Consider the following 7,289-nt stretch of genomic DNA (forward strand, 5'->3'; position numbering starts at 1 on the left):
GAAGAAATGTGACTTATAATCTAGGAATAAAGAGTAAATTTTGTCGTTAGTTGTAACATATGGGGTGTAGTTAGGCCGAATTCACTACTTTTAACTTTAACAGGTTGAGAAGGAGGAGGCAGTCGGGCTGATTACCTCCTAATAACTATAAATTATTTGGAGGTTTTGAGTTTTGAAAACATTGTTTAAGGGGTGTTTATTTGGATAACACAAAGTTTTTCAATTTTAAATTTGTAAATAGAAAATTAGAACAAGAAAAACTAAAATCTTTTTATAATCATGAATTATCCTCAAATGTAATGTGGCTTTCTGGACCTAGCGGAGTAGGAAAATCCTATTTGATTGAACATACTTTAAAGCAAGTATCGAATCAAAAAATAATTCGGCTTGATCTGTCTAGTGCAGACCAAAATATTAACTGTCTTAAACAATTATTAAGTTTACTCCAAGAGAGCACAAAGATGTCCTTTAAGGATTTTATCAAAAACAATTACACTTCCGCCCTTGATATTACAAAAAATGTTATTAGTATATTTTTTAAAACAAAAGGAATAGAAGTAGATATAGATGGTTTGTTGAATTTTGTTTTTGATAAAACTATTGCATTTGTTGAAAGCGAAAAACAAAAACATCAATCAGGATTTATAGTAATACAAAATTATATTAATCATATCCTCTCTGATGGAAACATGATTATATACATTGATAACTTTACGAATTGTGATAGTAAGTCATTAGAAATTATTTCAGAATTGCTTGGTTCATACATAGGTAATTCTAAAATTTGCTTCCTGCTCACCACAACAAACGAAAAATTCAATGAAAGAACTGATATTTCCAAAATACTTATTGAGAAAATTAAACTTGAACATTTAAAAATAAATCCGTTCACTAATCAAGAATATTTTAATGAGATACTGCTTCATATTTTTGATTTAAATCATACTGATGATGAAGATCTATCCGCTCTTTTTTCTGCATGTGAAGGTTCACCGGAAAAATTACGGTCAACACTACGCAACTTATATTATCATGACGGCATTACAGGGTCCGTAGAGAAAAATAATGCAAGAATTGTAGCTGAAAAATTCAAAGAAATTATATCAAAGAAAACTACATCTCTTGATGTAGATAAGCTATCAGAAGTAGAAAAGATGATCTTAAGAGGGATTCTTGGGTTTGGAAAAATAATTAATACTAACGTGTTAGAGGAAATTACACGCTTTCTGAACGAAAAACTGTTTAAAATGAGTGAAATAACACATATAGATTTTTTGATGTCTTTAGAAAAATTAAGCAACACTAAAATTATTAATATCTCAATTGAAAATAATGTGAAAAAAGTGCGAATAGAACATGATTTAATTTATCGAGCATTGATAATGCGATTAGAGAGTCCTATTTACCAACCTCTAGTGAATTTCCATTTATATAATTTCTTAGAAACGAATGTTGTATTTTTGACGGAAAATAATTTATCGAATGACGATATTAGCTATCTAATTGCATGGCATGCATTTAGGGGCGAAGTAAGCAATTGGGAGGAGATAAATCTTAATTATGGTTTAAGCAGGTTTCAAAATAACCAGTTTAACGATGCTATATTAATATTTGACAGACTAAAAGCCCATTTTAGAAACTTTACGAGTGAGAACTTACTTGAAATTGCTACTTGTTATTATGAAAATGGTAAATATGCTGATGCAAAAGATATATTTAATTTCATAGATGCAGAATCTCTAGAAATAAAACTTCGTTACAATTATTATTATTTTTATGGAAAGACTGAAAACATGCTGATGAATAAACAAGTAGCAATTAATTATTTTCAGCAAGCTTTAAATAATGCTGAAGGGGAACAAGAAAAGGAAATCATGTCACTAAACATGAAGCAACTAGCATTACTAGAGACGCCCGATGGTCGGGAAGGCGCCTTGAAAATATTTAATGACATAGCATTAAACTTAACAGAAGAGCGTATGCAGAGTAGAGCAACTGGTTATTTATTAAGAACATGTATAAACTTCTATAGCGGCAATAAAGCTATTGATTTTTTAGAGGCTGCTGAGAAGATTGCTGAACTTAATCAAGATAGCGTTGAGAAAGCATTTATACAAAACAATAAGGGTTTTGAATGGTTCAAACAAAACAAATCTAAGGAAGCTTGTGATGCTTTTAACAAGTCAATTGAGTTGCTTTCGCCAATCAAAATTCACGAAATATCATACCCGTTAAACAATCTTGCTATTTGCTCAATGGTAAAAGGAAAATATGCTGAAGCAATTAAGTATTTGAACAAAGCAAAATTCTGGAACAATTCAAGGTACGCCGAGTTGACTATAAAAACTCATTTAGCTGTTTGTTACAGCCAAGAGAAAGAATATGAAAAGGCTGGGACAGAGACCGATAAGCTCTATGAAATAATCAAATCAGGAAATGTTATAGATTCTACTATCATAAGAAAGATATGCATAAACTTGGCGATTATAAATAAACAGTTAGGCAAAATTGATCTGGCTAAGGAATGTATTGAAATGGGTTACGCATATGCGAAAAACACGTCTACAGCTTATAGAGCGAATCAACTCATTAAAGAATTGTCCCCCCACTTTGCTGGTATAAACACTACCAGTGAAACTGGGGGTACATATTGTGCAGAAGCTATTTTTGAACCTTGGTTTATTACATTTACACATGATTGAAGTTTTTAGAACCTGCTTAAAACTGATTCTATATAATATTGTAAGACATCTTTAAAGGAAATGTTTCTTTTACTGCAAATAAAACCAACTTCACTGCTTGTACTAATCCTTGGAACTGAATTAATTTCTAGGAAGTATATATCACCTGAATCTGTAACACGATAATCAATTCTACAAATATCTATAGCACCAATATGTGCAGCAATTTTTTCAGACGTTAATTGAATTTTTGTGACTTGTTCAGAAGAAAATACTTCCTCTCCAATTAAGCGTGTGGACAGCTTATTAGCTTTTTCATATATTCCAAATACTTCTCTATAATTAATAAGTCCCTGATGTGATTGAATGACAATAACTTCATTTAATTTGATATCATTTTTATTACCTATAACTAGATTAGTAACGTCATATCCGGCAATATATTCTTCTATAAGAACCTCTTCAAATTCTGCTAACAAATTTTCGATTTGCAAGTGCGCTTCTTCAATAGTATCGCAAACACTTTTTAAAGTGATGCCTAGAGAGGAACCTTCTGTATTAGGTTTTACTATAATTGGAAAATTCAAGCGCTTAAAAAGCTCAGCCTTCAATTGGGTATGTTTATTTATGAGAAAACCGGCTGGAATAAGGACATCAAGCTCATTTAATGCAAGCTTTGAGTAATGTTTATTGTTCATAAGGGCTGCTACAAAGGGAGGAGAACCACTATATTTTACTTTTAGGATCTCACACAACATGGGTACCTGAACTCGACTGTAGGATTGATTGAGTCCATCAGAAAGATTAATAAATATTTTATCTTCATAACGATTATTGTTTTGACTAGCTTTTAGTAGTTCAGGAACTCCACCGAAAATATTACAAGGGTACCCTATCTCATTAATGGCATCAAGTATTTCAAGTACACTGTCTTTTTTTGGATGATCATTAAAAACTTCTACACCATCAACGAATTTCGAAGGAAATGATTCTCTAAAATCACAAACTAGTTCGATTTGAAACACAACAAAACCTCCAAATAATTTATAGTTATTAGGAGGTTTTTTCTCAGATTTCAAGGCTGTTTCTTGGGTTATATTTAGTTAGCACTTGTTTTTTTCGTTCGATGGAGACTTCGGTGTAGATTTCGGTGGTGCTGACGCTGGAATGGCCGAGTATTTCTTGGACGGAGCGCAAATCGGCGCCGTTATTGAGCAAGTGAGTAGCAAACGTATGACGCAAGTAATGCGGTGTTGCTTTTTCATTGATTTTCGCTATATCCCTGTACTTATAAAAAATATCCTCAATCGCATAGATGGATAAAGCATTGCCGTATTTGTTAATGAAAAAAGCTTTTGCTTTAGGTTCCAGCTGTGACCGAAGCGATAGCCAGCGCTCCAGCTTATGAATCACCTCATGGCTTGCTATGTAGAGCAGGCGTTCTTTTCGGCCTTTGCCGTAAATCAGCAGCGTTTGCTCTTGAAGATTAAGATCCTCAAGCTGAATGCCAACTAGCTCCCCAATGCGTATTCCTGTGGCAAATAGGAGCTCTATAATGGCGGAATTGCGGCTGCTCATAATTTTGCGATAATTAGTGCGTGGATTTAGCATTTCTTTCTCTGTCGTTTGTAGTAAGGTAGTCACATCTGCTATCGTTAAAGTTTTGGGAATCCGCTTTGAAAGCTTGAAGCTGGATCTGCCAATGGCACTAGGTAATTCAAAGACAACACCTTGTGTAGTCAAATATTTGATAAAAGCTTTTATGGTAAAATGCTTACGTTTAATGCTCGTTTCTTTCATTTGCTTAGCCTGCAACGATTGGAAATACGAATTGACATGCTGGGGCTCGATATCGCCTTGGGCGGAATCGCTAATCCATTTAATGAGGTCGCTTAGATCATAATAATAGGCCTTTATCGTTTTGTCGGTTAAATTGCGTTCCATCTTAATTTGCTGCAAATAAGATTGTGCATAGGCAGATAGATCGGTGACGTTCAAAGTTGCATTCCTCCGCTAGTTGTCGATTTTGCTATTGTAACACCCCGCATAGCCTTCTGTCGTTTAGCCATAGGAATGTATCGCTCAAATCGGAAATTTAGCAGAGCAAGTAAAATAAATTCCTCCTGAAAAAAAGGTATCTCCCCAGAAGCTTTCACTAGGGAAATGCCTTTTTGTATATTCGTTTAAAGCTTGTATAGCTTGACGATCCAAGGTGGACGAAAAAGAGAATATCTCTGGCTAGAGGGCAGCATGGGTAGGAGGTGCTATCGTTTTTGGCGGACGCTAGTGGTATCTCATTAATATCATTGCACATAAGAATCGTTATCAGTAGTATATAGGGAGAAGTCGAAAAATCATCGACGTAACAGCAACGGGTGGTGACGGAATGAAATTAAACGAACATATGTTAATTTGGACGTCTGCTTCAGTTAAGCTGATGGATGTCAGACATATAAATATAACCAGTGACGGTGAGCTTAGGTCATATCTGCTGCCTGCCAACGGGTTTCTTTTTGCTATTCGCGGTTCAGCACAAATTACGCTTGATGATGTGGATTATGCCGTGAGCGGCATGTTTGTGCTGCATGGCGGCAAAGGAATGTGCCTGAACATACAGCCAAAGGAAGGGCGGTTCGAATATTATCTTATATTGTACAAAGCCTGGTTTCCGCCACAGGCAAACCCTGAAATTCGCAGTATCATGACCGCAGGAAATCCTTTGCAGATTCAATATGGTTATGCTCCTTTGTATCCATTGTCGTTGTATGAGAAGCTGGAGCGAACGGCCCAAGAGTGGCTGACGCCCGGTGATCTTGAGCTGCTGCATGCAAGGACATTGTTTTATCAATTCGTATATGAGCTTGTAAGCCAACTGCGCGAACAGGATGTTCGAATCATTCGGGCAGACCCGGCTGAGCAATTGCTAAAATATTTGCATGACCATTATACTGAGCCGTTGACGATGGAATTGCTGGCATCGATGCTGGATTGCAGTCCCAGCCATTTATCGCGAATGTTCAAGCAGCGCACGGCATGCAGCCCCATTGAATATATGATTCGCTTGCGGATTACCAGAGCCAAAAGCCTGCTTGAAAGTACAGAAGCAACGCTGCAAGAAATAGCCTTAAACATCGGCTATACGGATGTGTATTATTTTAGCCGCATCTTCAAAAAACAAACCGGACAATCTCCTGTTCACTATCGTCAAACCTATCTTGATTTGAATACTAAGCAGCATAATCCATCCCTCATGCTTAAATCATCCATTGTTCCTCATAAGCTTAAACGGTATATTAATAAGCGCAGTGATAACCATTATCAATATACAAACAAGGGAGCTTTTGAATTGATCAGAAACAGAAAACAATCAACCGCCTTAACTTTGCTGCTTAGTTTTACTCTACTTCTAAGCGCATGCTCAGGGTCAGTGAACAGTACCAACTCTGTTGCAAATTCTGGTTCAGCCTCGAGCGCAGCAGTTAGTGGTAACAATGGACAGGTGGACACAAATCAGAACTCGACAGCTTCAGCAACGGTAACGTACACAGGTGCAGATGGCGAGGTCGAGATCCCCCGAAACCCGCAAAGAATAGTTGTTTTGACCCATGCCTACGTTGGATATTTCATGGCGCTTGGCATTAATCCGGTTGGAGCACCAACAATGACGATGGGAAATCCTTATTATAAAGGACAGATCGACGATGTAGAGGATATTGGATCTCCGGCTGCTTTTGATGTTGAGAAGATTATCACCTTAAATCCAGATCTTATCATTGCTATTAAAGGTACAGATAAACTGGAAGACATGAGTAAAATCGCGCCAGTCGTAACGATAGAATACGGTAAGAAAAACTATAAAGAGCAATTGCTTGAATTCGGTAAATTAACGAATCGTATCGATAAAGCCCAACAATGGGTCGATGCTTGGGAACAAAAAATTGCCGAATATAAACCACAGGTTATAAAGGCAGTCGGTGACCAAACCGTATCTGTCCTCAGCCAGTATGATAAAAGTGTGTATGTCTATGGTGAAGGCTATGGCAGGGGAACAGAAATTTTATATGATGAATTCGGGCTGCAGGCCCCTCCAGCATTCGATCTAAAGCTTGGTTGGGCGGAAATATCGCTTGAGAAGCTGTCTGAGTTTGCTGGCGACTATATCTTTACATCACCGGATGCGACCGGAACCGCTGATACAAGCCCTATGTATGATAGTGATTTGTGGAAGGGGCTTCCTGCAATTAAAAATAATCGGGTGTTTTATCTTGACAAAGATTCTGCAGCCTTTAACGATCCTATCACACTGGAAGCCATGCTGCCGATTATTGTCGATAGCCTGACTTCTGCTGCTGGGGAAAACAACCGAACACAAGTGAACGGAGCAGCTCAAAAGTAATTAAGCGTTTCAGCTTAATCGATTGCCAATGGATGGCGGTAAAAATAATTAACAGATGATGACCCTTTCATTTCGAAAAAAAGAAGGTATCTTCCCCAAAGTAAAATGTACCCCTTGTAAAGGACAATTAAAAAAAGGTTAGGCCACTTCAAGCTGCTGTCTGTATCGTGCAGGCGGCAGCTTATTTAAGTTCCATTGACCTCGATAATGAT

4 protein-coding genes are annotated in these 7,289 nt (G+C 36.9%); 2 read left to right on the forward strand and 2 right to left on the reverse strand.

The window, feature by feature from the left end:
• The first annotated feature begins 200 nt into the window (after positions 1 to 200).
• Positions 201 to 2,702 (forward strand): tetratricopeptide repeat protein, encoded by a 2,502-nt coding sequence (locus tag AC6B99_RS07855; protein ID WP_494861828.1) that lies wholly within the window; start codon positions 201 to 203, stop codon positions 2,700 to 2,702.
• A 5-nt stretch (positions 2,703 to 2,707) separates the two neighbouring features.
• On the opposite strand, the gene AC6B99_RS07860 is transcribed toward AC6B99_RS07855, so the two are convergent.
• On the reverse strand, positions 2,708 to 3,706 hold the full coding sequence (locus AC6B99_RS07860; protein ID WP_056041718.1) for an ATP-binding protein: 999 nt from the start codon (positions 3,704 to 3,706) through the stop codon (positions 2,708 to 2,710).
• 43 nt (positions 3,707 to 3,749) lie between these two features.
• Positions 3,750 to 4,679 (reverse strand): tyrosine-type recombinase/integrase, encoded by a 930-nt coding sequence (locus tag AC6B99_RS07865; protein WP_327204954.1) that lies wholly within the window; start codon positions 4,677 to 4,679, stop codon positions 3,750 to 3,752.
• A gap of 388 nt (positions 4,680 to 5,067) precedes the next feature.
• Here AC6B99_RS07865 and AC6B99_RS07870 point away from each other — a divergent pair, with 388 nt between their 5' ends.
• Positions 5,068 to 7,077: an ABC transporter substrate-binding protein gene (locus AC6B99_RS07870; RefSeq protein ID WP_496663131.1), complete on the forward strand. Its 2,010-nt coding sequence runs from the start codon at positions 5,068 to 5,070 to the stop codon at positions 7,075 to 7,077.
• Positions 7,078 to 7,289: the final 212 nt, after the last annotated feature.

This window comes from Paenibacillus liaoningensis (assembly GCF_059609455.1).